The following is a 214-nucleotide window of genomic DNA, read 5'->3' as shown; positions in this document are numbered from 1 at the left end:
AGGCGGCGGTTGAGCAGCGGTCGTCCCATGGGGGCCATCCTCCGCCCAACCTCTGGACTTCCTCAACTCCGCTTTGACCCCTCAGGGGCCCGGGCATCGTTCTTAACAGGTACGGACCGGTACCTCGCTACGGGGGAAACGGAAGGGAGAGTGAGGTCCGATGGCCTTCATGGTCGTGCTGATCGTGGTGGCGTTCGCTGTCGCGGCGCTGGCC

The organism is Streptomyces milbemycinicus, assembly GCF_002154605.1.
GTDB lineage: Bacteria > Actinomycetota > Actinomycetes > Streptomycetales > Streptomycetaceae > Streptomyces > Streptomyces milbemycinicus.
This window is presented reverse-complemented; position numbering follows the sequence as displayed.